At 58.8% G+C, this 23807-nt stretch carries 21 protein-coding genes; 20 read left to right on the forward strand and 1 reads right to left on the reverse strand.

Annotation, left to right across the window (positions count from 1 at the left end):
* Nucleotide 1 precedes the first annotated feature (1 nt).
* On the forward strand, nt 2–928 hold the full coding sequence (locus tag CPJ18_RS03150; protein ID WP_103657030.1) for a nucleoside hydrolase: 927 nt from the start codon (nt 2–4) through the stop codon (nt 926–928).
* On the forward strand, nt 925–2718 hold the full coding sequence (locus CPJ18_RS03155) for an adenine deaminase (protein WP_103657031.1): 1794 nt from the start codon (nt 925–927) through the stop codon (nt 2716–2718). The genes CPJ18_RS03150 and CPJ18_RS03155 overlap by 4 nt, the downstream gene beginning before the upstream one ends.
* A 127-nt stretch (nt 2719–2845) precedes the next feature.
* Here the strand turns inward: CPJ18_RS03155 and CPJ18_RS03160 are convergent, their stop codons facing one another.
* Nucleotides 2846–4018: a M20 aminoacylase family protein gene (locus CPJ18_RS03160; RefSeq protein ID WP_103657032.1), complete on the reverse strand. Its 1173-nt coding sequence runs from the start codon at nt 4016–4018 to the stop codon at nt 2846–2848.
* Between the two features lie 115 nt (nt 4019–4133).
* Between CPJ18_RS03160 and CPJ18_RS03165 the strand changes: the two genes are divergently transcribed.
* From CPJ18_RS03165 to CPJ18_RS03250, 18 genes are all read left to right on the forward strand, one after another.
* Nucleotides 4134–4805, forward strand: a complete 672-nt coding sequence (locus CPJ18_RS03165) for a phosphoribosyltransferase (RefSeq protein ID WP_245445309.1) — start codon at nt 4134–4136, stop codon at nt 4803–4805.
* 155 nt (nt 4806–4960) lie between these two features.
* Nucleotides 4961–6016 carry a dipeptidase gene (locus CPJ18_RS03170; protein WP_103657033.1) on the forward strand — a complete coding sequence of 352 codons (1056 nt, stop codon included), beginning with the start codon at nt 4961–4963 and terminating at the stop codon, nt 6014–6016.
* A 37-nt stretch (nt 6017–6053) separates the two neighbouring features.
* Nucleotides 6054–7691, forward strand: coding sequence for an ABC transporter substrate-binding protein (locus tag CPJ18_RS03175; protein ID WP_103657034.1), 1638 nt, complete (start codon nt 6054–6056; stop codon nt 7689–7691).
* 18 nt (nt 7692–7709) lie between these two features.
* Complete coding sequence (locus tag CPJ18_RS03180) at nt 7710–8780, forward strand: ABC transporter permease (protein WP_103657035.1); 1071 nt, start codon at nt 7710–7712, stop codon at nt 8778–8780.
* Entirely contained in the window at nt 8777–9709 is a 933-nt protein-coding gene (locus tag CPJ18_RS03185) for an ABC transporter permease (RefSeq protein WP_103657036.1), read from the forward strand. The genes CPJ18_RS03180 and CPJ18_RS03185 overlap by 4 nt, the downstream gene beginning before the upstream one ends.
* The gene (locus tag CPJ18_RS03190; protein WP_103657037.1) at nt 9706–10542 is read left to right on the forward strand and encodes an ABC transporter ATP-binding protein; all 837 of its coding nucleotides are present in this window, start codon (nt 9706–9708) and stop codon (nt 10540–10542) included. Before CPJ18_RS03185 ends, CPJ18_RS03190 begins: the two co-directional genes overlap by 4 nt.
* Nucleotides 10539–11288, forward strand: coding sequence for an ABC transporter ATP-binding protein (locus tag CPJ18_RS03195; RefSeq protein ID WP_103657038.1), 750 nt, complete (start codon nt 10539–10541; stop codon nt 11286–11288). The genes CPJ18_RS03190 and CPJ18_RS03195 overlap by 4 nt, the downstream gene beginning before the upstream one ends.
* A 209-nt stretch (nt 11289–11497) precedes the next feature.
* Nucleotides 11498–12397, forward strand: a complete 900-nt coding sequence (locus tag CPJ18_RS03200) for a LysR family transcriptional regulator (protein WP_103657039.1) — start codon at nt 11498–11500, stop codon at nt 12395–12397.
* Nucleotides 12398–12481: 84 nt separating this feature from the next.
* Nucleotides 12482–14020 carry an ABC transporter substrate-binding protein gene (locus tag CPJ18_RS03205; RefSeq protein WP_167397824.1) on the forward strand — a complete coding sequence of 513 codons (1539 nt, stop codon included), beginning with the start codon at nt 12482–12484 and terminating at the stop codon, nt 14018–14020.
* A 235-nt stretch (nt 14021–14255) separates the two neighbouring features.
* Nucleotides 14256–15206 carry an ABC transporter permease gene (locus CPJ18_RS03210; protein ID WP_103657040.1) on the forward strand — a complete coding sequence of 317 codons (951 nt, stop codon included), beginning with the start codon at nt 14256–14258 and terminating at the stop codon, nt 15204–15206.
* Nucleotides 15203–16024 carry an ABC transporter permease gene (locus CPJ18_RS03215; RefSeq protein WP_103657041.1) on the forward strand — a complete coding sequence of 274 codons (822 nt, stop codon included), beginning with the start codon at nt 15203–15205 and terminating at the stop codon, nt 16022–16024. Before CPJ18_RS03210 ends, CPJ18_RS03215 begins: the two co-directional genes overlap by 4 nt.
* Before the next feature lie 87 nt (nt 16025–16111).
* Nucleotides 16112–16789: an exopolysaccharide biosynthesis protein gene (locus CPJ18_RS03220; RefSeq protein WP_245445311.1), complete on the forward strand. Its 678-nt coding sequence runs from the start codon at nt 16112–16114 to the stop codon at nt 16787–16789.
* A 74-nt stretch (nt 16790–16863) separates the two neighbouring features.
* Nucleotides 16864–17817: a sugar-binding transcriptional regulator gene (locus CPJ18_RS03225; protein ID WP_103657042.1), complete on the forward strand. Its 954-nt coding sequence runs from the start codon at nt 16864–16866 to the stop codon at nt 17815–17817.
* Nucleotides 17818–17960: 143 nt separating this feature from the next.
* On the forward strand, nt 17961–19274 hold the full coding sequence (locus CPJ18_RS03230; RefSeq protein ID WP_103657043.1) for an ABC transporter substrate-binding protein: 1314 nt from the start codon (nt 17961–17963) through the stop codon (nt 19272–19274).
* Nucleotides 19275–19520: 246 nt separating this feature from the next.
* Complete coding sequence (locus CPJ18_RS03235) at nt 19521–20393, forward strand: carbohydrate ABC transporter permease (RefSeq protein WP_077120493.1); 873 nt, start codon at nt 19521–19523, stop codon at nt 20391–20393.
* Nucleotides 20394–20404: 11 nt separating this feature from the next.
* On the forward strand, nt 20405–21229 hold the full coding sequence (locus tag CPJ18_RS03240; protein ID WP_062452212.1) for a carbohydrate ABC transporter permease: 825 nt from the start codon (nt 20405–20407) through the stop codon (nt 21227–21229).
* Between the two features lie 11 nt (nt 21230–21240).
* The gene (locus tag CPJ18_RS03245) at nt 21241–22239 is read left to right on the forward strand and encodes an ABC transporter ATP-binding protein (protein WP_103657044.1); all 999 of its coding nucleotides are present in this window, start codon (nt 21241–21243) and stop codon (nt 22237–22239) included.
* A gap of 86 nt (nt 22240–22325) precedes the next feature.
* On the forward strand, nt 22326–23807 hold the full coding sequence (locus tag CPJ18_RS03250) for a mannitol dehydrogenase family protein (RefSeq protein ID WP_103657335.1): 1482 nt from the start codon (nt 22326–22328) through the stop codon (nt 23805–23807).

Below are 23807 nucleotides of genomic sequence, written 5' to 3' on the forward strand. Positions count from 1 at the left end.
CATGGGTATCTGGATCGACTGCGACATGGGCTTCGATGACATCGCCGCCATCATGGTGGCAACGTCTCACGGGCTCCAGATCGATGGACTCTCGCTGGTGTTCGGCAACGCACCGCTGGCGCAGGTGCGCCGCAATGCTGCCAGCGCGAAAATAGCCTTTGGCTGGGACTTCCCCATCCATACGGGCCGCGAAAATCCCGTTCTCGGAAAGCTTGAAACCGCACAAACTATCCTCGGCGATACCGGCATTCCAACGGTTGGTGCAGGCCTGCCCGCCGCTGCCGATCTGCCCCACAGCAATGCGTTTCAAGCGCTTTGCGACTGGCTGACAGATGGCAGCGAAGACAAGCGTATTCTCGCGCTCGGCCCCGTCACCAACATCGCCGCGCTCTGCCTTGCAAGGCCAGACCTTGCCGCCCGCATCACAGACCTCATCTGGATGGGTGGCGGCGTCACGGCTGGCAATCATACGGCATCTGCGGAATTCAATGCCTTCGCCGATCCCGAAGCGCTGGCCATCGTCATCGCTCACGGTCTGCCCCTGCGCATGGTCGATCTCGATCTCTGCCGGAAGGTCACCGCTACGCTTTCGGATGTTGCACCCATTCGCGCAGCCGGAGGCAAGAATGCAGGCTTGATTGCCGATATGCTGGAAGGCTTCATCAACATCGCGACCAGTCGCGGGCGTGATGCCATGGCCCTTTACGACCCCTGTGCAGCCGTCGCCTTGGTGGCCCCAGATTGCATTGGCTGGAAAAAAGCGCGCGTTGATGTCGAGCTTCACGGTGGGCTCACGCGTGGCCGCACCGTGGTCGAAGCGCGTGCCGCCCATGCGGAGCGTTTCAATGCGCAATTTGCCGAAACGGTTGATGCTATCAGCGCCAAATCCATCATTCTCGATGCCCTGCGTCAGGAGGCAAGCCGATGAAACAACAGACCATTATCGTTGATCGTGACGGGATGATTGAAGATACATTGCGCGCCCGCACCGTGGCGGCAGCACGGGGCGACCAGCCCTTCGATATCCTGATCAGCGGTGGCACGCTTGTCGATGTGGTCACGGGCGAGCTTCGTCTGGCCGATATCGGCATTGTCGGCCCGCTGATTGCCAGCGTCCACGCGGCTGGAAGCCGCACAGATGCCGCACAGGTTCTGGATGCGACGGGCGCTTTTGTTTCGCCGGGGCTGATCGATACGCATATGCATGTCGAAAGCTCCATGGTGACGCCCGCCGCCTACGCCGGTGCCGTTGTCCCTCGCGGCGTCACCACCATCGTCTGGGACCCGCATGAATTCGGCAATGTCCATGGCATCGATGGCGTGCGCTGGGCGGCGGAAGCCAGCAAGGGGCTGCCGTTGCGAGCCATCCTGCTGGCACCATCGTCCGTGCCGTCAGCGCCGGGGCTGGAACAGGCGGGTGCAGATTTCGACGCTTCCGCCATGGCCGAAATGCTGTTCTGGCCTGAGGTCGGCGGCGTTGCCGAAGTCATGAACATGCGCGGCGTCATCGACCGCGATCCGCGCATGAGCGCCATTCTTCAGGAAGGCCTGTTTTCCGACAAGCTGATCTGCGGCCATGCTCGCGGTCTTGAAAGTGCAGATCTCAACGCCTTCATGGCAGCAGGCATCACGTCTGACCATGAGCTGACATCCGCTGCCGATCTCATGGCAAAGCTGCGGGCCGGGCTGACGATAGAGCTGCGCGGTTCGCACGACCATCTCCTACCGGAATTCGTGGAAGCCTTGAACGCGCTCGGCCACCTGCCACAAACGCTGACGCTATGCACCGACGATGTTTTCCCCGACGATCTCGCTAAAAATGGCGGGCTGGATGATGTGGTGCGGCGGCTGGTGCGCTACGGCCTTAAACCGGAATGGGCATTGCGCGCGGCCACGCTGAATGCGGCCATGCGTCTGCAACGCAACGACCTCGGCCTCATCGCTGCCGGTCGTCGTGCCGATATCGCAGTCTTCGAAGACCTGTCGCAATTTGTCCCACGCCATGTGCTGGCCAGCGGCACGCCCGTTGCAGAAGCTGGCAAGATGCTTGTCGATCTCACAGAAATGGATGCAGCACCGCTCAAGCATTCGGTGAAGCTGACGTCTCGCTCGCCCTCCGATTTCAAGGTCAAGTCCGAGGGCAAAAGGGTCAAACTCGCCACCATCGACAAGCCGCGTTTCACTCAGTGGGGGACGGCGGAAGCAGCCGTCGAAAACGGTTTCGTGGTGCCGCCTGAAGGTGCAACCATGATTTCCGTCACCCACCGCCACGGCAAGGCCGACCCCGTCACCAAAACCGGGTTCCTGACCGGCTGGGGGAAATGGGACGGTGCCTTCGCCACCACAGTTGCGCATGACAGCCATAATCTGACGGTGTTCGGCGGCAATGCGGATGATATGGCGGTCGCCGCAAACGCCGTTATCAAATCAGGCGGCGGCATGGCCGTCGCATCCGGCGGTAAGGTTACGGCGTTGCTGCCACTACCGCTGTCCGGCCTCGTCTCCGACGTAGGTTTGGAAGATGTCGCATCCGGTTTTGAGACCGTGCGCGATGCGGTCGGCCAAATCGTGGAATGGCAACCGCCCTACCTCGTCTTCAAAGCCTGCTTCGGTGCCACGCTCGCCTGCAATATTGGCCCCCACCAGACGGATATGGGCATCGCGGACGTTCTAACGGGGAGAGTGATGGAAACGCCTGTGCTGGAGATTTTGGCTTAAAGGCGTACTCCGTCCTCACGTCCGTCATGCTCGGGCTTGTCCCGAGTATCTAATCACGTTGAATGTCGGCGGTTCGTTAGATCCTCGGGACGAGCCCGAGGATGACGCAAGAGGGAAGCTTTTGCGTCTATTCGCCCGCCAACTCCTGCTCCACCAATGTCGTCCAAAACGCGACACCTGACGCAGTCGCCTCATCGTTGAAATCATAGGACGTGTTGTGGTGCAGCGCGCCGTCTACCGCAGGGCCGTTGCCGAGCCAGACGTAACATCCCGGAGCTTCGCCCGCAAAGAACGAGAAATCGTCACCCGCCGTTGAAGGTGGGAAGGCAGTTCTGGCTTTTTCGCCGAAAACGCTTCGTGCTGCTTTGAGTGCCCGGGTTGTCGCATCCGGATCATTAATAACCGGTGGAATGCGGCGGATGAAGTCGTAATGCACCTCGATGCCGAACATGGCAGCGGTTCCCTTTGCCAGCCGCCCGATTTCCTCTTCCAGCTGGTCGCGAACATGGGCGGAATAGGCGCGTGCCGTGCCGCCGATTTCGACAATATCCGGAATAACGTTCAGCGCTTTGGGATCACCCGCCTGCACCGAACAGGCGCTGACGACAGCCGGTTGCAGCGGATCGACCACGCGTCCGACGATGCTTTGCAACGCAGCCAGAAAGCTTCCTGCCGCCGTGATCGGGTCGCGCCCCAGATGTGGCTTTGCGCCGTGGGTGCCGATACCCTTGAACGTCACCCGCCAGCTGTCGGAGGAGGCCAGTTGCGGCCCTTCGACCACCGCCATTTCATCCACATCCAGCCCCGGCATGTTGTGCAGCCCATAGACCGCATCGCAGGGGAAAAGATTGAACAGCCCATCCTCTACCATCTGTTTCGCGCCGCCGCGCCCTTCTTCGGCTGGCTGGAAGATGAAGTGCACGGTACCAGAAAAATTGCGGGTCTCGGCCAACTGCCGGGCAGCACCAAGGAGCATCACCGTGTGCCCATCATGACCGCAGGCGTGCATCTTGCCTGCTATGGTCGATTTATAGGAGCGGTCGGCCATTTCAGGCATGGCGAGCGCATCCATGTCTGCCCGAAGCCCGATGCGGCGCGTGCCGTTGCCCACCTGAAGCGTGCCGACGACACCGGTTTTGCCCAAACCACGATGAACGGCAATCCCGGCCTCTTCCAGATGCCTGGCAACCAGCGCGCTGGTGCGCTCTTCTTCGAAGCCGAGTTCGGGGTGCGCATGCAGGTCTCGCCGCAAAGCGGTCAGAAAAGGCAGGTCGTTTCCGAACCGGGCGAGCGGGGTCATGGGCGGTCTTTCCTTGCAAAGTCGAAACGGTCTTCTTTTTCTAGTGCAGAAGCCCCTGAAAATTAATAGGACCGACTGGGAAAACCGAAATAATATCGGAGTGAAAGGAATGGTCATGAAGCCGCACGAATTCTGGCAGGAAATCCACGCGCCCGGCAGCTTCGACCTCGCCGGTCCCCATTCCGGTTTCTTCCCGGTTACGCTCGATGATGGCAGACAATTGCGCCTGCCGATCCGCCCGCTGGCTGATGGGGAACACGCGCTCGCATCGCTCATCATCAACCAGGCGTCCTTTCCCGTGGTCGAAGCTTTGGCGGATGATCTGGCGGGCAAGCTCAAACATTTCGAGATAGACATTGTCGTGGGCCTTCCCACGCTGGGCCTCACGCTCGCGGCAGAGGTCGCGCGTCGCCTCGGTCACAGCCGTTATGTGCCGCTCGGGACGTCACGGAAATTCTGGTACCTGGAAGAACTTTCCGTGCCCATGTCATCCATCACCACCCAACAGCAGAAGCGTCTTTATATCGACCCGCGCATGCTTCCACTTCTGGAGGGCAGGCGGGTTGCGCTGGTGGATGATGTGATTTCCAGCGGCACCTCGATCATTGCAGGTCTGTCGCTTCTCGCGGCCTCCAATATCGAGCCCGTGGTCATCGGTGCCGCCATGCTGCAATCGGACAGATGGCGCGACAGGCTGTCGGATTTCGGGGCGCAATGGCCGGGCAGGGTGCAGGGCGTTTTCACCACACCTCTGCTGAAAAAGGCAGGCGACGGTTGGATTTTCTGACGGGCATCAATCGGCGGTAGTCGTTGAATGGCTATTTTTTCATCCTGCTCAATTTCTGACTTGCGAAGCCTTGGAGGATGGGCCTAGGATCGTCGCCGATTGAGTAAGCCCATGGCTTTAAATAAAAAAACGGCTGCGCCGTTTGGAATGTCTGCATGCAACTTGTTTTCGATGGTCATAATGATGTGCTCCTACGGCTGTGGCGCAATGCCAAATCGGGGAGCGATCCTGTCGCCGAGTTCATGCAAGGCACGTATGAGGGTCATATCGATGCGCCGCGCGCCAAGGCGGGCGGATTGGCCGGTGGCATCTGCGCCATCTACATTCCCTCCGGTGATCTGATCCTGCAGGAGCCAGATGTTTCAGGGCATTACGTCACCCCGCTTGCAGCCCCGCTGGATCGTCAGCTATCGCTCGATATCGCGCTGGAAAAAGCCGCCATTGCGCTGCGTCTCGATCAGGCGGGAGGCTGGAAGCTTTGCCGCTCGACCACCGAAATCCGCCAAGCCATGGAGAACGGCGTGTTTGCTGCCGTCCTACACATGGAAGGCTGCGAGGCGATTGCCGCCGATCTCGATGCGCTGGATGTGTTTTATGCCGCCGGTCTGCGCTCGCTCGGCCCGGTCTGGAGCCGCCACAATATTTTCGGCCACGGCGTGCCCTTCGCCTATCCCATGTCGCCGGATACCGCACCCGGCCTCACCGATGCCGGTTTTGAATTGGTGAAACGCTGCAACCAGCTCGGCATTCTCATCGATCTCGCCCACATCACCGAAAAAGGCTTCTGGGATGTGGCAAAAACCACCGATCAGCCCTTGATCGCCAGCCATTCCAACGCCCATGCCCTGACGCCCGTGGCGCGCAATCTCACCGATAAGCAGATGGACGCCATCAAGGAAAGCAACGGACTTGTTGGGCTGAACTACGCCGTCACCATGCTGCGGCCGGATGCGCGCGATGACGCCAACACGCCGCTTTCCGCCATGGTGCAGCATATCGATTACATGGTCGAGCGCATGGGCATTGATTGCGTGGCGCTGGGTTCGGACTTCGATGGTGCGACGATACCCGCTGAAATCCGCGATGCTAAGGGCAACAATAATCTTGTTGCGGCGCTCAAATCTGCGGGTTACGCTGATAAAGACCTTGCTAAAATTTGCCGGGAAAACTGGCTGCGCGTTTTGTCTCAGGCATGGCACGAACCGGCCTGAGACCGAGTAGACACAAAGACACAAACAGGGGAAGACGATGAACAAATCGCTCAACAAAGCCGCCCGCATCCTCGCCACCAGCGTGGCCCTTTCGATGCTCTCTCTCGCGCCACAGGCCTTTGCGGCAACGCCCGCTGACACGCTGGTCGAAGGTTTCGCTATCGATGACATCATCACGCTCGATCCGGGCGAGGCGTTCGAGATCACGACGGCCGAGGTCACCGGCAATACCTATAGCAAGCTCGTCTCCATCGACATCACCGACACGTCCAAGGTGAAGGGTGATCTGGCCGAGAGCTGGACGACATCGGATGATGGTCTGACCTACACATTCAAGCTGAAGCAGGGTCTCAAATTCGCCTCTGGCAATCCCGTGACGGCAGACGATGTGGCCTTCTCCATGGAGCGGGCCGTGAAGCTCGACAAGAACCCGGCATTCCTGCTCAATCAGTTCGGTCTCAAGGGTGACAATGTGACCGAAAAGGCCAAGGCTACGGATGCCAACACGTTCGTTCTGACGGTCGACAAAGCCTATGCACCCAGCTTCGTTCTCAACGTTCTGACGGCAACCGTTGCCTCCGTTGTGGACAAGAAGCTGGTGATGGAAAAGGCGAAGGCCGTTACGCCAAGTTCCGATTACAAATATGAAACCGATTTCGGCAACGAGTTCCTGAAGACCGGTTATGCTGGTTCCGGCCCCTACAAAATTCTTGGCTGGAAGGCCAATGAAGCGGTTATTCTGGAAGCCAACCCGAATTATTATGCCGAAAAGCCAAAACTGAAACGCGTCATCTATCGCCACATGAAGGAAAGCTCTGGTCAGCGTCTGGCGCTGGAAAATGGCGATATCGACGTGGCGCGTAACCTTGAGCCGGGCGATATGGAGTCCGTTTCCAAGAAGGACGGCTTCACGGTCATTTCCGCGCCTAAAGGCACGGTCTATTATCTCGGCCTGAACCAGAAGAACGACTATCTGAAAAAGCCCGAAGTCGTTGAAGCCTTCAAATATCTCATCGATTACGAAGGTATCGGCGCCACCATCATCAAGGGCATTGGTGAGGTCCACCAGACCTTCCTGCCAAAGGGCCAGTTGGGCGCGCTGGATGAAAACCCCTTCAAGCTTGATGTCGCCAAGGCCAAGGAATTGCTGGCAAAAGCTGGTCTGAAGGATGGCTTCACCGTCACCATGGATGTGCGCAACACCCAGCCGGTCACGGGCATTGCCGAGAATATTCAGCAGACCTTGGCGCAGGCGGGCATCAAGCTGGAAATCATTCCCGGCGATGGCAAGCAGACGCTGACGAAATATCGTGCCCGCCAGCATGACATTTACATCGGTGACTGGGGCTCGGACTATTTCGACCCGAATTCCAATGCTGAAACCTTCACCATCAATTACGACAATTCCGATGCCGGCAAGAACAAGACGCTGGCATGGCGAAATGCCTGGGACGTTCCTGAGCTAACGAAGCAGACGCAGGCCGCGCTTCTGGAAAAGGACAACGCCAAGCGCGCCGCCATGTATCAGGACCTTCAGAAAAAGGTTCTGGAAAGCGGCCCGTTCGTGGTGATCGAGCAGAAAACGGAAATTGCCGGTTTCTCCAACAAGGTCAAAGGTCTGAAGCTCGGACCGAGCTTCGACACCAACTATGTCTTCCCGGTCTCGAAGGAGTAATCCGGCAGGATTGGTCCATTGAGCATCGTTGAGACATCAGCAAGGCCACGGCGCGGCAAGAAAAGCCGCGCCAATACGCGCCTTATCGCCGTCCTTGGCTTCATCGTTACCGTCCTCACCACCTTTTTGGGTTTGATGGCGGTTACATTTTTCATTGGTCGCGTCATCCCCATCGATCCCGCCTTGGCGATCGTAGGAGACCGTGCGCCCGCCCATGTGGTGGAACGCGTGCGCGAGGAACTCGGCCTCAATCTGCCGCTCTGGGAACAGTTTTTCATCTATATCAAGCAGGCGCTTTCGGGGAATTTCGGCAACTCCGTGCTGACGACCAATCCGGTCTTTGAGGATATCAAGCGCTTCTTCCCAGCCACCATCGAGCTTGCCACCATCGGCACGCTGATCGGTGCTGTCTTCGGCATTCCGCTCGGTGTTCTCGCCGCCGTCAAGCGTGGCAGCATCATCGACCAGATCGTGCGCATCATCGGCCTCGTCGGTTATTCCGTGCCGATCTTCTGGCTCGGCCTGCTGGCGCTGCTGGTGTTTTACGCCAAGCTGAACTGGGTCGCGTATCCCGGTCGCATGGATATCGTCTACGAATTCACCTTCACGCCCGTCACCGGCTTCTACCTGCTGGATGCCTTCTGGCAGGGGCAATGGGATGTGCTGTGGGATCTCTTCCGCCACATCATTCTGCCTGCCGGATTGCTGGGGTATTTTTCGCTGGCCTATATCAGCCGCATGACGCGTTCCTTCATGCTGAATGAACTCTCCCAAGAGTACATCGTCGCCGCCCGCGCCAAGGGCTTGTCGGAAACGCGCATCATCTGGTTCCACGCCCTGCGCAATGCCGCCGTGCCGCTGTTGACGGTCATCGTGCTGTCCTATGCCGGTCTGCTGGAAGGCTCCGTCTTGACGGAAACCATCTTCTCCTGGCCAGGACTTGGCCTTTACATCACCAACTCCTTGCAGAATGCGGATATGAATGCCGTTCTCGGTGGCACCATCGTGATTGGCGCTGTGTTCATCAGCATCAATCTCCTGTCCGATCTGCTCTACCGGACGCTCGATCCAAGGACGCGCAGCCGATGACGCCAGCTTCGACACCACTAAAACCCTATAGCCGCGAATGGCTGCTGTCCGACCGGCCCGCCTCGCGTGGGCAGGCCCGGCTCGGCCGCGCCTATGTCATCTGGCGGCGGTTTTCGGAAAACCGGCTGGCGCTGGCCGGTCTCGGCATCATCATGGCGCTGGTCCTCGTCGCGATCTTCGCCGATGTACTGGCCCCGCATTCCGCCGTCCAAGGCGATCTGCGCAATGCCCGCCTGTTAGCCCCCGGCAGCGACGGCTATCTGCTCGGCACGGATGATCAGGGCCGCGATATTCTTTCGCGCCTCATTCACGGTTCGCGACTGACGCTGTTCGTGGTTCTGCTGGTTGCCATCATCGCCGCGCCTGTCGGCCTCATCGTCGGCACGGTTGCCGGTTATGCCGGTGGCTGGGTGGATGCCGTTTTGATGCGCATCACCGATATTTTTCTGGCGTTCCCTAAGCTCGTTCTGGCGCTGGCGCTGGTTGCGGCTCTGGGGCCCGGCATCGAGAATGCCGTGCTGGCCATCGCCATCACCTCATGGCCGCCCTATGCCCGCATCGCGCGTGCCGAAACCATGACGTTCCGCCATTCGGATTTCATCGCGGCGGTGCAATTGATGGGCGCGTCGCCTTGGCGCATCGTGCTCAAACACGTCATGCCGCTCTGCATGTCATCGCTCATCGTGCGTGTGACGCTGGATATGGCGGGTATCATTCTGACCGCCGCTGGTCTCGGTTTCCTCGGTCTCGGCGCGCAGCCGCCGCTGCCGGAATGGGGCGCGATGATCGCATCCGGTCGCCGCTTCATTCTGGATCAGTGGTGGGTTGCCGCCATGCCGGGCATCGCCATTCTCATCGTCAGCCTCGGCTTCAATCTGCTGGGTGATGGTCTGCGCGATGCGCTGGACCCGAAGGAGGCAGGCCAATGAGTGCGCCGCTTCTCACCGTCGAAAACCTGCGCGTCTCCTTTCCCACCCGCACCGGGTTGGTGGAAGCGGTGCGTGGCGTGTCGTTTACGCTCGGCAAGGAGCGTCTCGGCATCGTCGGCGAATCCGGCTCCGGCAAGTCCCAGACCGGTCGCGCCATCATGGGGCTGACGCCATCTTCTGCCAAAATCGAGGCGGATGCCCTGCGTTTCGGCGATATCGATCTGCTGACGGCCTCGGCCAAACAACGCCGCAGCATTCGCGGCAAGCGCATCGGCATGATCCTTCAGGACCCGAAATATTCGCTGAACCCGGTCATGCCCATTGGTCGCCAGATCGTGGAAACCCTGCAGACGCATGAACGCATCAGCACATCGGCGGCCAAACAGCGGGCGCTCGATATGCTGGAGGCCGTGCAGATCCGCGAGCCGGAACGCGTCTACGGGCTCTATCCGCACGAAGTGTCTGGCGGCATGGGCCAACGCGTGATGATTGCCATGATGCTGGTCTGCGGCCCGGAATTGCTGATTGCCGATGAACCGACCTCGGCGCTGGATGTGACCGTGCAACTGGAAGTGCTGGGCATTCTCGACAAGCTGGTGCGTGATCGTGGAATGGGCCTCATCTTCATCTCGCATGATCTGCGGCTGGTATCGTCCTTCTGCGACCGTGTCATCGTCATGTATGCGGGCCGCGTGGTGGAAGAGCTTCAGGCCTCCAATCTGGACAATGCTCAGCACCCCTATACGCGCGGGCTGCTCAACTGCCTGCCGAAAATTGGCGATAACAGGCATCCGCTGCCGGTTCTGGATCGCAAGCCGGAGTGGCGCGCATGACCACAGTTCTTTCCGTTAAAGACTTGGTCGTGGATTTCGATGGCCATATCGCGCTTGATGGTGTCAGCATCGATGTGGCCCAAGGCGAATCCTTCGGCCTCGTTGGCGAATCCGGTTCTGGTAAATCCACCCTGCTGCGCGCTATTGCCGGTCTCAACCACTTCGATGAGGGCAGCCTCATGTTGGAGGGGCGGACCTACAAGAGCAAATTCCGCGAAAAGAGCTTCTACCGCGATGTGCAGATGGTGTTTCAGGACCCCTATGGCTCGCTGCATCCGCGCCAGACGGTGGATGCGCTGCTACTGGAGCCGCTGACGATCCATGGGCTGGATGACAAGGAAGGCCGCATCACCCGCGCGCTGGATGAGGTGGGCTTGGGAACTGGTTTCCGCTTTCGCTATTCGCACCAGCTTTCCGGCGGCCAGCGCCAGCGCATCGCCATTGCCCGCGCGCTTATTCTGGAGCCGAAAATCTTGCTGCTGGACGAGCCCACATCGGCGCTCGACGCCTCCATTCAGGCCGAAATCCTCAATCTGCTGGAACAGGCCCGCAAGGACCGAAACCTCACCTTCCTCATGGTCAGCCACGACCTCGGCGTCATCAGCCATATGTGCGACCGTCTGGCCGTGATGAAAAGCGGCAAGGTGGTGGAGATGCTGGATGTGGAAGCGCTGGAAAGCCGCAAGTTTGAGGCCGATTATACGCGGCAGTTGCTGGTGGCGAGTGAAGGTTTCGTGCGCGATTGAGGGTTCCGCCGTTTGCCGGTATATGCCTCATTCTTGTTGAATGCGAATTTTGCCAAGCCCACCGTCGTCATCCTCGGGCTTGACCCGAGGATCTAATCACGTTGCCAAAACCGAGAGGTGGATAGATCCTCGGGTCAAGCCCGAGGATGACGACAGAGAACTTGGCCTAGCTAAAAAATGACGGAAATAGGCAGGGGCGGATACTCACCATGAATCTACGCGCATTGATGTATTTCGATGAGCTTGTCCGCACCAGTTCCATGCGGGCGGCGGCGGAAAATCTCAATGTTGCGCCCACCGCCATCAGCCGCCAGATCGAAAATCTGGAAGAGTATTTCGGCACGCCGTTGGTCGAGCGGTCCAGCCGCGGCGTGACCTTGACGGCAGCGGGAGAGCTTCTGGCAGAGCGCGCTGGCAAGACCCTGCGCGAGCTTGGGCATGTCCACCAACTGATCGATGATCTCAAAGGACTGGAGCGGGGACGTGCTACGATCTATGCCAATGGCGCTACCGTCGCCAGCCTGCTGGCACCGGCGCTATCGCAATTTTCCCAAGCCTATCCGAAGCTTCGTTTTGAGGTGCACATCACCTCTGCGCGTCAGGCCATCGACGCTTTGGTCTCCGCACAGGCCGATATCGCCATCACGCTGTTTGCGCCGAAGACATCAGAGGTCAAAATCCTTGCACAGCGGGAGATTGGCTATGATGTCATCCTTCCCGCAGATCATCCCTTGGCAGCCAAGTCTTCGATTTCATTAAAAGAACTTGCCAACATGCCGCTTGCCCTGCCGGAAAAAACCTTCGCGGCACGGCAGGCCTTCGATGCGTTGTTTGCGCAGGCCGGTGTCGCACTAGACCCGGTCTTCACCGCAAGCTCACTGGAACTGCTGAAAGAACTGGTGCTGGACCAAGCCGCCGTGACGCTTCTGCCAGCCCTTGCGGTTGCACGCGAAATCAAGTCCGGCCAGATGGTCGCGATCCCGCTCAGCGGCACAAAGGGCGTGCGCACAAACATGGAGCTTTGCGTTCCACCGGACCGTGAACTGTCCTTCGCCGCCGCGACGCTCGCCGCTTTCATCGAGACCTTTATGGGCAGTCTGCCGAAATAGGCGGTTGATTTTTACCCTTGTTGTCGTGTAGCGATTTTCGCAACGCGCTGAACACAAAATGTTTGCGCCACTCGACCGGAGACGATGATGATGCGCAGCACGCTTTTGCAATCGGTAAACCTCACACGCCGCCTGGCCTTGGGTCTTGCCGTTGCCACCACGCTTTCAGCCATGCTGCCCGCTACAGTGGCTTTTGCAGCGGCAAAAAATTTCATCACCATCGGCATGGGCACAGAGCCTGCAGGGCTTGACCCGACAGCCGGCGCCAACGTCTTCATCGGCCAAGTCACATGGCAGAACGTCTTTGAAGGTCTCGTCACCATCGACAAGGACGGCAAGATCCAGCCGCAACTGGCAGACAGCTGGGAGATTTCCGAAGACGGCAAGACCTATACGTTCAAGCTGCATGACGGCGTGAAATTCCACGATGGCGAGGCCTTCGATTCTTCCGTCGCCAAGGCGTCGCTGGACCGTGCGCGCGGTGACGCCTCCATCAATCCGCAAAAACGCTTCTTTGCGGCCATCGACAGCATCGAAACGCCAGATGCGACGACGCTTGTTCTGAAACTGAAGCAGCCCTCCGGCAGCCTGCTGTATTGGCTCGGCTGGCCCGCCTCGGTCATGGTCGGCACCAAATCCGCCGATGCCAACAAGACGACGCCCATCGGTACTGGCCCGTTCAAATTCGTCAATTGGGCCAAGGGCGAAAAGGTCGAGTTGGCGCGCAACATGGACTACTGGAACAGGTCCGTGACCGTTGCGCTGGATAAGGCGACCTTCCGCTTTATTCCAGATCCGCAGGCGCAGGCCGCAGCGCTGAAATCAGGCGATGTCGATGCCTTCCCAGAGTTCGGCGCACCGGAATTGATGAGCTCTTTCGAGGGCGACGCGCGGCTCGGCACCTTCATTGGCAATACCGAATTGAAGGTGGTGGCAGGCATGAACAATGCCGTCAAACCCTTCAACGATAAGCGCGTGCGGCAGGCGCTGATGATGGCGGTGGATCGCGCAACCGTCATCGAAGGCGCTTGGTCAGGCTTCGGCACGGCAATCGGCAGCCATTACACCCCCAATGATCGCGGCTACATCGATACGACTGATATCTTCTCGTATAATGCGGAAAAGGCCAAGGCGTTGCTGGCGGAAGCTGGTTATGCCAACGGTCTGACCTTCACCATCAAGGCCCCGCAGATGGCCTATGCCCAGCGCAGCGCACAGGTCCTGCAAGCCATGTTTGCCGAAATCGGCGTGACGATGAACATCGAAACCACCGAATTTCCGGGCAAATGGGTGTCGGATGTTTTGAAAGGTGCCAATTACGAAATGACCATCGTCGCCCATGCCGAGCCGATGGATATCGATATCTTTTCGCGCGATCCCTATTACTTCAACTACAAGAACCCGACCTTCAACGAAATCATCAAGAATGTCGAACTGACGTCCGATCCGGTGGAGCAGGAAGATTTGTATAAGGACGCGCAGAAGATTCTGGCGGCTGATGTGCCTGCATTGTTTCTGTTTGTGATGCCGAAGCTTGGTGTGTGGGACAAGAAGATTCAGGGGCTTTGGGAAAATGAGCCGATCCCGTCGAATGTTTTGGCGGATGTGCATTGGGAAGAGTGAGCTGGATGGCGGGTTTGCTTCATAGTGCGGCTCAGTGGGCTTGGGTTTCCCCCTCTGCCTGCCGGCATCTCCCCCACAAGGGGGGAGAAAGCACTTTGCGCACGCACCGCCAAACTGCAACTTTTAAGATGGTCGAAAGGTCGCCCCAACCTTTCTCCCCCCTTGTGGGGGAGATGCCGGCAGGCAGAGGGGGTAAGCTACACCCCCCATCATCCAACGTCGCCCGGGCACCCACATGATCGCCCTCATCTCCAAACGCATCCTAACCCTCCTCATCACCCTGCTCGCCGTCTCCTTCCTCATCTACTTCGTCATGGGCCTGCTACCCGGCGACCCTGCTGCCATCATGCTCGGCACATCGGCCAGTCCCGACACGCTCGCAGCGCTGCAAAAACAGATGGGCCTCGATCAGTCCTTGGCGCTGCGCTACCTGCACTGGCTAGCGGCCATCGCGCGGGGCGATCTCGGGCAATCCTACACCTACGGCGTCCCAGTCGCCGGGCTCATCCTCGACAGGCTCAGGGTCACACTCCCACTCGCCCTCATCACCGTCGGCCTGTCGATCCTCATCGCCCTGCCGCTCGGCGTTCTTGCGGCGCGATACAGAGGTGGCGTCATCGATTTTCTCTGCGGTCTGTTTTCCCATGCGGGCATTGCCGTTCCCGGCTTCTGGGTCGGGCTGTTGCTGATCCTGCTCTTTTCCACCACGCTCGGCTGGATGCCCGCAGGCGGTTTTCCCGGCTGGCAGGCGGGGTTTGGCCCGGCATTGAAGGCGTTGGTGCTTCCGGCGGTGGCGCTAGCCTTCTCGCAGGCCAGCGTGCTGACACGGATGTGCCGCTCGGCCATGCTGGAGGTGATGAGCGAGGATTTTGTGCGCACTATCAGGGCCAAGGGCATCGGCGAGGGTGCGACCCTGTGGAAGCACGTTCTGCCCAATGCGCTGATTCCCGTCATCACCATGATCGGCCTGCAATTCACCTTTTTGATTGCAGGCACGGTGCTGGTGGAAAATGTCTTCAATCTGCCCGGTCTCGGGCGTCTTGCCTATCAGGCGCTGACTCAGCGCGACATTGTCGTCATGCAATCGGTCGTGCTGTTCTTCTGCGCGCTGGTCATCACCATGAACTTCCTTGTCGATATGGCCTATCTGCTGATCGACCCGCGCTTGCGGGCGCGTGCCACATGAGACGATTCAATCGCCGCAGTGCCACCCTCCTAACTGGTGCCGTCATCACCGGAACTCTGCTGACCATCGCGTTGCTATCCCTCGTCTGGACGCCGCAGGTGCCGACGAAAATGAACATTGTCGCAAAGCTGAAACCACCGCTGATGCAGGGCCTGCTGGGCACCGATCATTTCGGGCGTGACATTCTTTCCATGCTGATGGTCGGTGCCTGGAATTCACTCTCTACCGTCGTCATGGCGGTTGCCATCGGCGCCACCATCGGCACGCTGGTCGGCGTGTTTGCCGCTGCGCAACGCGGTGTTGTGGAGGCTTTGCTGATGCGGCTTTGCGATATTATTTTCGCGCTGCCGCCCATCCTTTCGGCCATGATGCTGGGTGCTTTCATCGGCTCCGGCCGCTTCACCGCCATCGTCGCCATCGCCACCTTCATGGTGCCGGTCTTTGCCCGGCTGACCTGCGCTGCGGCCTTGCAATTATGGGCGCGAGATTTCGTGTTGGCAGCGGAAAGTCTGGGGCGGGGCAGGGGGGGCATCACCTTCACCCACATTCTGCCGAACCTTACCAATCTCATCATCGTGCAGGTCAGCATCCAGCTTGGTCTTGCCATTCTCACCGAAGCGGGCCTCAGCTTCCTTGGCCTCGGCATGCCACCACCGGCACCCACATGGGGGCGGATGTTGTGGGAATCGCAGACCTATCTCTCCGCCGCGCCCTGGCTCGCCATTCTCCCCGGCCTCGCCATTGCGCTGGCGGTTCTGGGCTTCAATCTGCTGGGAGATGGCCTGCGCGATCTGCTCGACCCCAAGCTGCGCCGATAGCGAAACAACGACAATGTGAGGCAGATGTCGTATTGCTGCCGCCATTGATCTGTTACAGCGGTGCCACAATTGTGGAGTTGAAACCCTATGCTGCGCCTGTCGGACAATCCCGCTCTATCGGTCGATGATGCCGAGCCGACCTTGGCGGAACCTGCCGAGACCCCTGTCGGCCTTGTCGATATTCTGCGGGCACTGGCAGGCGATGAAAGCCGTGCACGCATCTCCGTCGGTGATCTTCTGTCTGCGATGGGTGATCGCGCCTTCGGGGCACTGATGCTGGTCTTTGCTCTGCCCAATATCGTGCCCACACCGCCGGGCACATCGGCCATAACGGGCACGCCTCTCGTCTTCCTCGCCGCCCAACTCTTCGCGGGCAAAAGCCCGTGGCTGCCGCGTGTCATTGCGGATCGTTCACTGGCGCGCGAAGATTTTGCCCGCGTCGTGCAAAAGATCGTTCCTGTCTTGCTGTGGGTGCAAAAGCTGCTGCGCCCACGCATGGAAGGTCTGCTCTCGCCGGTTTTCGAGCGGGTGATCGGCCTCATTTGCCTGCTGCTCGCCGTCATTCTGGCCTTGCCCATCCCGCTCGGCAATATCCTGCCCGCCATCGCAATCTGTTGTTTTTCCTTCGCTCTTCTGGAACGCGATGGCCTGTTTGCGCTGCTGGGCGGTGTCTTGTCGGTCGTCTCGGTGGCCATCGTCAGCGGCGTGATTTATGGCATTGCCAAAGCCATGCTTTATTTCGTTATCGGACCACTGTTTGGCTGAGCTTGCCTTGCCTTGTTTGACATGGGCGTTGAAAAAATGTCAGCACAGTGGAAATATGACCTAAGGGCAGGCACATGGCCAAAAGATCCGAAACAGGTGGACGGCTAGATGACGCGGCGCGGGCCGGGTGGCTCTATTACGTTGCCGGCCGCACGCAGGATGAGATCGCATCCGCCATGGGCATCTCCCGCCAGTCCGCGCAGCGCCTCGTGTCATTGGCTGTTGCCGAACGCCTGATCAAGGTCCGGCTCGATCATCCCATCGCCGCCTGCCTGGAAAAAAGCGAGGCTCTACGCGAGCGCTTTTCGCTGAAATACGTGGAAGTCGTGCCGAGCGATCCGGCAGGCGTGTCCTCCACTGTCGGCATTGCCGAGGCGGGGGCTGCGGAAATCGAACGCTGGCTGCGCAAGACCGATCCCATCGTGCTGGCCATCGGCACGGGACGGACGCTGAAGGCGGCGGTCGATCAGTTGCCGCCGATGGAATGCCCGCAACACCGCATCGTGTCGCTCACCGGCAATATCGGCCCGGATGGGTCGGCTGCGTACTACAACGTCATCTTCTCGATGGCCGATGCCATCAAGGCGCGGCATTTCCCCATGCCCTTGCCGGTTCTCTGTTCGTCTGCGGAAGAACGGGAATTGCTGCATGATCAGTCGATGGTCCGCTCCACGCTGGCGCTGGGTGCCGCCGCTGATGTGACCTTTGTTGGTGTCGGTCAGTTGGCAGAGGATGCACCGCTGTGCGTCGATGGCTTCCTTGAAGTTCAGGAGATGCGCGATCTTATCGCGAAGGGTGGTGCGGGCGAGATTTGCGGTTGGTCTTTTGATCGGGACGGACAGATTCTCGACACGCCGATCAATGATCGTGTCGCCTCCGTTCCCCTGCCACCGAGAGAGACCAGCACGGTGATTGGCATTGCCCAAGGCAAGCAAAAATCACCCGCTATTCTTGCGGCGTTACGCGGTGGGCTGCTGAACGGTGTCATCACCGACGAGGCTTCCGCCGAATATTTGCTCAGAGATTGAGCAGAAATATTACTGTAAAACCAGTATGTTAGCTATTCCTTGTGCATCGCAGCGCAGGTAGGTGCTTGACTTCCGTCTCCCAAAAGTGAGTAATTGCCCTAGAGCAAAGCGAATGCTCACAAACTTCTTCTGGGAGGAAGATCATGACTTTGAAGACACTTCTGCTGGGCGCGTGCTCGGCTCTCGCCTTTTCGGGCCTCGCTTCCGCAGAAACGCTGACCATCGCCACCGTCAACAACGGCGATATGATCCGCATGCAGGGACTGACATCCGAATTCACCGCCAAAAATCCCGATATCAAGGTTGAATGGGTTACGCTGGAAGAAAACGTCCTGCGCGAACGCGTCACCACCGATATCGCCACCAATGGCGGCCAATACGACATCATGACCATCGGCAACTACGAAGTTCCGATATGGGCCAAGCAGGGCTGGCTTCTGCCGCTCGAAAAGCTCGGCGATAACTACGATGTCGCTGACATGCTGCCTTCGATCAAGGGTGGTTTGACTGTCGATTCCAAGCTCTATGCTGCACCGTTCTATGGCGAATCCGCCATGATCATGTATCGCAAGGACCTGTTTGAAAAAGCAGGCCTGAAGATGCCGGAAAACCCGACCTGGGAATTCATTGGTGACGCAGCCCGCAAGATCACCGATCGTAAGGCTGACATCAACGGCATGTGCCTTCGCGGCAAAGCCGGCTGGGGCGAAAACATGGCCTTCATCACGGCTCTCACCAACTCCTTTGGTGGTCGCTGGTTCGATGAAAACTGGAAGCCTCAGTTCGATCAGCCTGAGTGGAAGAACGCGCTTCAGTTCTACGTCGATCTCATGAAGGATGCCGGTCCGTCCGGTGCTTCCTCCAACGGCTTTAACGAAAACCTGACACTGTTCCAGCAGGGCAAATGCGGCATGTGGATCGACGCCACGGTAGCGGCCTCCTTCGTGTCGAACCCGAAGGATAGCAAGGTTGCCGACAAGGTTGGCTACGCGCTGTTCCCGACGCATGGCGAATTGAAGAACCACGGCAACTGGCTCTGGTCCTGGAACCTCGCCATTCCCAAGAGCTCGCAGAAGGCAGAAGCTGCTGAAAAGTTCATTGCCTGGGCAACCAGCAAGGAATACACGCAGCTCGTCGCATCCAAGGATGGCTGGGCCAACGTTCCTCCGGGCACCCGTACCTCGCTCTACAAGAACGCGGATTACGAAAAGGCGGCGGGCTTTGCAGCACCGACGCTCGCTGCCATGAACGCGGCTGATATCACCAAGCCAACGGTGAAGCCGGTGCCTTACACAGGCGGTCAGTTCGTGGCGATCCCTGAGTTCCAGTCCCTTGGCACCACGGTCGGTCAGCTGTTCTCGGCGGTTGTTGCCGGTCAGTCCAGCGTCGATGACGCGCTTGCCAGCGCACAGTCCACGGCCACGCGTGAAATGACGCGCTCGGGATATATCAAGTAATCCTCCCGAAGATCGCCGTCCGGCCTTAAGGGTCGGGCGGCGGGTATATTCAAAGCCGTTATGTTTCCGTGAAATCCCCTCCCCAACCCCTCCCCACAAGGGGGAGGGGCTTCATCCGCAGCACCGCTGTCGCCTCGAGTGAATTTCGGCGCTTGCGGCACGGTTTCTCCCCCCTTGTGGGGGAGATGGCCGGCAGGCCAGAGGGGGTCTTCGACACCAAGCTCAGAAGGCGGAGGAAGCCATCCGATGGCGACGCAAAATACGAAAAATCTGGCGCGGGTTATGATGGCGCCGTCGGTCATCCTGCTTCTCGTCTGGATGATCGTGCCACTGGCCATGACGCTGTGGTTCTCTTTCCAGAATTACAATCTTTTGAACCCGGCCAATGTCAGCTTCGCTGGCTTGTTCAATTACCAGTATTTCTATACCGACCCGGCCTTCTTCCAGTCCATCTGGAATACGCTGGTCATCGTCGGCGGCGTGCTGATGATCACGGTTATCGGCGGCATCGGCATTGCGCTGTTGCTGGACCAGCCCATTTTCGGGCAGGGCATCGTGCGCATTCTCGTCATCTCGCCCTTCTTTGTCATGCCACCCGTTGCGGCTCTCGTCTGGAAGAACATGATCATGCATCCCGGTTATGGGGTGCTGGCGGACCTATCAAGGTTCTTCGGATTTCAGCCCATCGACTGGTTCTCGCAGTTTCCGCTTCTGTCCATCGTCATCATCGTGGCCTGGCAGTGGCTGCCTTTCGCGACACTCATCCTGCTGACGGCACTTCAGTCGCTGGATGGCGAGCAGAAGGAAGCCGCCGAAATGGATGGTGCCAGCTTCTTCAGCCGCTTCATCTATCTGACGCTGCCGCACTTAGCGCGTGCCATCACCGTCGTCATTCTCATCCAGACGATCTTCCTGCTTGGCGTCTATGCGGAAATCCTCGTCACCACCAACGGTGGCCCGGGCTACGCCTCGACCAATCTCGCCTTCCTCATCTATCGCACGGCGCTGCTGGGCTATGATGTGGGTGGAGCGTCCGCCGGTGGCATCATCGCCGTCATCCTTGCAAACGTCGTCGCCATCTTCCTGATGCGCGCCGTCGGCAAGAACCTCGATCGATAGGAGACAGGATCATGGCTCGTAAAGTCTCGACACGCTCCAAAATCGGCTTCACCATTGCCGCCTGGGTTATTGCCCTCTTGCTGTTCTTCCCGATCCTCTACGCCTTCGTCACATCGCTGAAGACGGAGCCGGAAGCGATTGCGGGCTTCAGCCTCTGGCCATCGGGAACGTTTGAAAACTACATTACGGTCAATACGCAGCGGGATTACTTCAAGCCGTTCATGAACTCTGTGATCCTCTCGGTAGGCTCCACCATCGTGGCACTTCTGATCGCGATCCCTGCGGCCTGGGCCATGGCGTTTTCGCCTACCAAGCGCACCAAGGATATTCTGATGTGGATGCTCTCCACCAAGATGATGCCTGCGGTGGCGGTGCTGGTGCCGATCTATCTCATCTTCCGCAATGCCGGTCTGCTCGATACCCGCATCGGCCTCACCATCATGCTCACCTTCATCAATCTGCCGATCGTGGTTTGGATGCTCTACACATACTTCCGGGAAATTCCGGGTGAAATTCTCGAAGCGTCCCGCATGGATGGCGCATCGCTCTGGAACGAGATCGTCTATGTGCTGACGCCGATGGCGATCCCGGGCATTGCCTCTACGCTTCTTCTCAACATCATTCTGGCGTGGAACGAATCCTTCTGGACCATTCGTCTCACCACCACCAATGCCGCACCGCTGACGGCCTTCATCGCCTCCTTCTCCAGCCCGCAGGGTCTGTTCTGGGCGAAGCTGTCTGCCGCTTCGATGATGGCGATTGCGCCGATCCTCGTGCTTGGCTGGTTCTCCCAGAAACAACTCGTTCGCGGCCTGACCTTCGGCGCGGTGAAATAAGGAATAAGAAAATGGGCAGCATTTCCCTTAGAAAAGTTTCCAAGGTCTTTGGTGAAGCCAAGGTCATCCCCTCCATCGATCTCGATATCGAAGATGGTGAGTTCGTGGTCTTCGTCGGCCCGTCCGGCTGTGGCAAGTCCACACTGCTGCGCCTCATCGCAGGCCTTGAGGATGTCACCGGCGGTCAGATCATCATTGATGGCAAGGATGTGAGCGAGAAGGCACCGGCAGAACGCGGCCTTGCCATGGTGTTCCAGTCCTACGCGCTTTATCCGCATATGAGCGTGCGCAACAATATCGGCTTTCCCCTGAAAATGGCCAAGCTCGACAAGGCCGTCATCGACAAGAAGGTCAATGATGCCGCAAGCGTTCTGAACCTCACCGACTATCTCGACCGTCGCCCCTCGCAACTGTCGGGCGGCCAGCGCCAGCGTGTCGCTATCGGTCGCGCCATCGTGCGTGAACCCTCGGCCTTCCTGTTCGATGAGCCCCTGTCCAACCTCGACGCTTCCTTGCGCGGCACGATGCGGCTGGAAATTTCCGAACTGCACAACACGCTGAAGACGACGATGATCTACGTCACCCACGACCAGGTGGAAGCCATGACCATGGCCGACAAAATTGTCGTGCTCAATCGCGGCAATATCGAGCAGGTCGGCTCGCCGATGGAGCTTTACAAGACGCCGCGCAATCTCTTCGTTGCAGGCTTCATCGGCTCGCCACGCATGAACTTCGTCAAGGGTGCCTATGCTGCCGCCAAGGGTGGTGACACCGTCGGCGTTCGCCCGGAACATCTGCTGCTGTCCAAGGAAAGCGGTCTATGGCAGGGCAAGGTCACGGTAGCCGAACATCTCGGCTCCGACACCTTCATTCACATCAATGTCGATGAGATCGGCATGATCACCGCCCGTGCCGGCGGCGAGTTTGCGTGTCAGCATGGCGATACCGTCTTCATCACGCCGGATGACAGCAAAATCCACAAGTTCGATAGCAAGGGTCTCGCCATCTAAGGGCCAGACCGCATCGCCGTATGGTTGGCCGTATCAGCGGCCAGCCAAGGCGACTGCTCCATGACAGGAAATTCGAGGATCGTCTCATGACATCAAAACTCTCGCTCGCAACGCTCGATCAGGTCAAGGCAACGGCGTCCGTTCCGTCCTATTCGCGTGACGACCTTTCCGCAGGTATCGTGCATTTCGGCGTGGGCAATTTCCACCGCGCCCATCAGGCTATCTATCTGGACGATCTGTTCAACACCGGTGCCGATCATGATTGGGCCATCATCGGAGCGGGCGTTCTGCCGTCTGATACCGTCATGCGGGAAAAGCTTGCGGCACAGGATTTCCTGACGACGGTGGTGGAGCAGGACAACAACCGCACCAGCGCGCGGGTCACCGCCCCTATGATCGATATTCTCAAAATTGGTGACACAGCCGCTATCATCGAAACCCTCGCCGATCCGAAAATCCGCATCGTCTCGATGACCATCACCGAAGGCGGCTATTTCATCGATGCTTCAGGCACCTTCAATCCGCAGCACCCGGCCATTGCCGAAGACGGCAAGAACCCCACAACTCCCAAGACGGTGTTCGGCCTCATCGTCGCTGGCCTGAAAGCTCGCAAGGACAAGGGCATCCAGCCCTTCACCGTCATGTCCTGCGATAATATTCCGCACAATGGCAAGGTCACGAAAAACGCGGTCGTCGGGCTCGCAGCACTCTCCGATCCAGCCTTTGCCAACTGGATCAGCGACAACGTTTCCTTCCCCAATTCCATGGTGGACCGCATCACGCCTGCGACGGGTGATCGCGAGCGCGATATCGCCCGCGACGATTTTGGCATCGACGATAACTGGCCGGTCTTCTGCGAAGAGTTCAAGCAGTGGGTGATGGAAGACAATTTCCAGGCGGGACGTCCTGCGCTGGAAAAGGTCGGCGTGCAGTTCGTGCCGGAAGTCGCGCCCTATGAGCATATGAAGATCCGCATTCTGAATGGCGGCCATGCGGCGATTGCCTATCCGGCAGCTCTTCTCGACATCCACTTCGTGCATGAGGCAATGGAGCACCCACTGATCCGCGCCTTCCTCGCCAAGCTGGAGAAGGAAGAGATCATCCCGATCATTCCGCCGGTGCCGAATACGGATCTCAACGAATATTTCGATCTGATCGAGCGGCGGTTCCTCAACCCCAAGATCGGCGATACCATTCCTCGTTTGGCGCAGGATGGCTCCAACCGCCAGCCGAAATTCATCCTGCCATCAACGGCAGATCGCCTTGAAAAGGGTGATGATATCGTCGGCCTGTCGCTGGTCTCGGCGCTGTGGTGCCGCTATTTCGCCGGCACGTCCGATAGCGGCGCAAAGATCGTCTTCAACGATGCCAGCGCCGAGCGCCTTCAGGCCGCCGCCATCAAGGCCAAGGACGATCCGATGGCGTTTCTGGCACTGGACGGCATCTTTGGCGAGGTCGCCAAATCGGAACTCTTCCGCAAACGCTTCGCCCATGCCTTGAAGACGTTGTGGGAGAAGGGTACAGCCGAGACACTCGAACTTTACCTGCAAAACAAGCTCGTCAGCTGA

Origin of the sequence: Agrobacterium rosae (assembly GCF_002915175.1) — a bacterium.
GTDB lineage: Bacteria > Pseudomonadota > Alphaproteobacteria > Rhizobiales > Rhizobiaceae > Agrobacterium > Agrobacterium rosae.

Coding starts and splice junctions, on each gene's coding strand:
- CPJ18_RS03150 (WP_103657030.1), top strand. CDS start 2: ATGGGTATCTGGATCGACTGCGACATGGGCTTCGATGACATCGCCGCC.
- CPJ18_RS03155 (WP_103657031.1), top strand. CDS start 925: ATGAAACAACAGACCATTATCGTTGATCGTGACGGGATGATTGAAGAT.
- CPJ18_RS03160 (WP_103657032.1), bottom strand. CDS start 4,018: ATGACCCCGCTCGCCCGGTTCGGAAACGACCTGCCTTTTCTGACCGCT.
- CPJ18_RS03165 (WP_245445309.1), top strand. CDS start 4,134: ATGAAGCCGCACGAATTCTGGCAGGAAATCCACGCGCCCGGCAGCTTC.
- CPJ18_RS03170 (WP_103657033.1), top strand. CDS start 4,961: ATGCAACTTGTTTTCGATGGTCATAATGATGTGCTCCTACGGCTGTGG.
- CPJ18_RS03175 (WP_103657034.1), top strand. CDS start 6,054: ATGAACAAATCGCTCAACAAAGCCGCCCGCATCCTCGCCACCAGCGTG.
- CPJ18_RS03185 (WP_103657036.1), top strand. CDS start 8,777: ATGACGCCAGCTTCGACACCACTAAAACCCTATAGCCGCGAATGGCTG.
- CPJ18_RS03190 (WP_103657037.1), top strand. CDS start 9,706: ATGAGTGCGCCGCTTCTCACCGTCGAAAACCTGCGCGTCTCCTTTCCC.
- CPJ18_RS03195 (WP_103657038.1), top strand. CDS start 10,539: ATGACCACAGTTCTTTCCGTTAAAGACTTGGTCGTGGATTTCGATGGC.
- CPJ18_RS03200 (WP_103657039.1), top strand. CDS start 11,498: ATGAATCTACGCGCATTGATGTATTTCGATGAGCTTGTCCGCACCAGT.
- CPJ18_RS03205 (WP_167397824.1), top strand. CDS start 12,482: ATGATGATGCGCAGCACGCTTTTGCAATCGGTAAACCTCACACGCCGC.
- CPJ18_RS03210 (WP_103657040.1), top strand. CDS start 14,256: ATGATCGCCCTCATCTCCAAACGCATCCTAACCCTCCTCATCACCCTG.
- CPJ18_RS03215 (WP_103657041.1), top strand. CDS start 15,203: ATGAGACGATTCAATCGCCGCAGTGCCACCCTCCTAACTGGTGCCGTC.
- CPJ18_RS03220 (WP_245445311.1), top strand. CDS start 16,112: ATGCTGCGCCTGTCGGACAATCCCGCTCTATCGGTCGATGATGCCGAG.
- CPJ18_RS03225 (WP_103657042.1), top strand. CDS start 16,864: ATGGCCAAAAGATCCGAAACAGGTGGACGGCTAGATGACGCGGCGCGG.
- CPJ18_RS03230 (WP_103657043.1), top strand. CDS start 17,961: ATGACTTTGAAGACACTTCTGCTGGGCGCGTGCTCGGCTCTCGCCTTT.
- CPJ18_RS03235 (WP_077120493.1), top strand. CDS start 19,521: ATGGCGACGCAAAATACGAAAAATCTGGCGCGGGTTATGATGGCGCCG.
- CPJ18_RS03240 (WP_062452212.1), top strand. CDS start 20,405: ATGGCTCGTAAAGTCTCGACACGCTCCAAAATCGGCTTCACCATTGCC.
- CPJ18_RS03245 (WP_103657044.1), top strand. CDS start 21,241: ATGGGCAGCATTTCCCTTAGAAAAGTTTCCAAGGTCTTTGGTGAAGCC.
- CPJ18_RS03250 (WP_103657335.1), top strand. CDS start 22,326: ATGACATCAAAACTCTCGCTCGCAACGCTCGATCAGGTCAAGGCAACG.